General features: G+C 49.5%; 2 protein-coding genes. One reads left to right on the top strand and one right to left on the bottom strand.

Annotated elements, in window-relative coordinates; genetic code table 11:
• Window positions 1-329: hypothetical protein (locus ABD892_RS10235; RefSeq protein WP_345195523.1), on the top strand; the 329-nt coding region annotated here is incomplete at its 5' end.
• A 31-nt stretch (window positions 330-360) separates the two neighbouring features.
• Here the strand turns inward: ABD892_RS10235 and ABD892_RS10230 are convergent.
• Window positions 361-612, bottom strand: coding sequence for an NAD(P)-dependent oxidoreductase (locus tag ABD892_RS10230; RefSeq protein WP_345195522.1), 252 nt, complete (start codon window positions 610-612; stop codon window positions 361-363).
• Between the last annotated feature and the right edge of the window lie 81 nt (window positions 613-693).

Raw genomic sequence — 693 nt, 5'->3', positions numbered from 1 at the left:
CCAGAATCAGTGTTCAAGACTTACCAGAATGGGTGTTCAAGAGTTACCAGAATCGGTGTTCAAGTTGTGCCAGAATACGCACAGGTGAGGAAAGAATCCAGAAAGCCATCACCCGCTTGTTTATGATCGCTTTTCTGGAGTGCCAACAGCCGAAGTTGGACTCTGTATCAAGAATGGCGCTGCTATATGCGTTGGACTCATTACCCGGAGAAGACCCCATCATCACAGCACTGGTAGAACAGCTGCGGCAAAGACCTTTTTATATCATTTGCCATGAAGGGCGCTTTCAGGGCGCACGAAAAGCAGAATCCGACAGAGCTGTCCCTTAATAAGCCAACGTCCAGCCAAAGCACTGAAACATCAACGTGTCCGGAACGCGATCAGGTTATCTGCCACCATATTCACCAGCTTCTGGCGAGCTGACTTTGATGCCCAGGCGCAATGGGGCGTCACAATAAGGTTCGGTGCATCGCTATCCAAAAGCACATTGCCATTTACAGGCGGCTCTTCACTGAGCACATCGAAACCCGCACCACCGAGCCTTCTCTGTTTCAGGGCAGTAACCAGCGCCTCTTCATCCACAAGACCACCACGTGCAGTATTGATTAACAAACCTTAACTCCCGCTTAACGATCTGAAGAAGTAAGGCTAAATTGAATGAAGAGAGCGTCCCCTGTGCTCTTCAGGCAAAAT

This window comes from Kistimonas scapharcae (assembly GCF_039540975.1).
GTDB classification, from domain to species: domain Bacteria; phylum Pseudomonadota; class Gammaproteobacteria; order Pseudomonadales; family Endozoicomonadaceae; genus Kistimonas; species Kistimonas scapharcae.
Note: the sequence above shows the minus strand (reverse complement) of the source record. Positions and strands in the feature narration are given on the sequence as shown.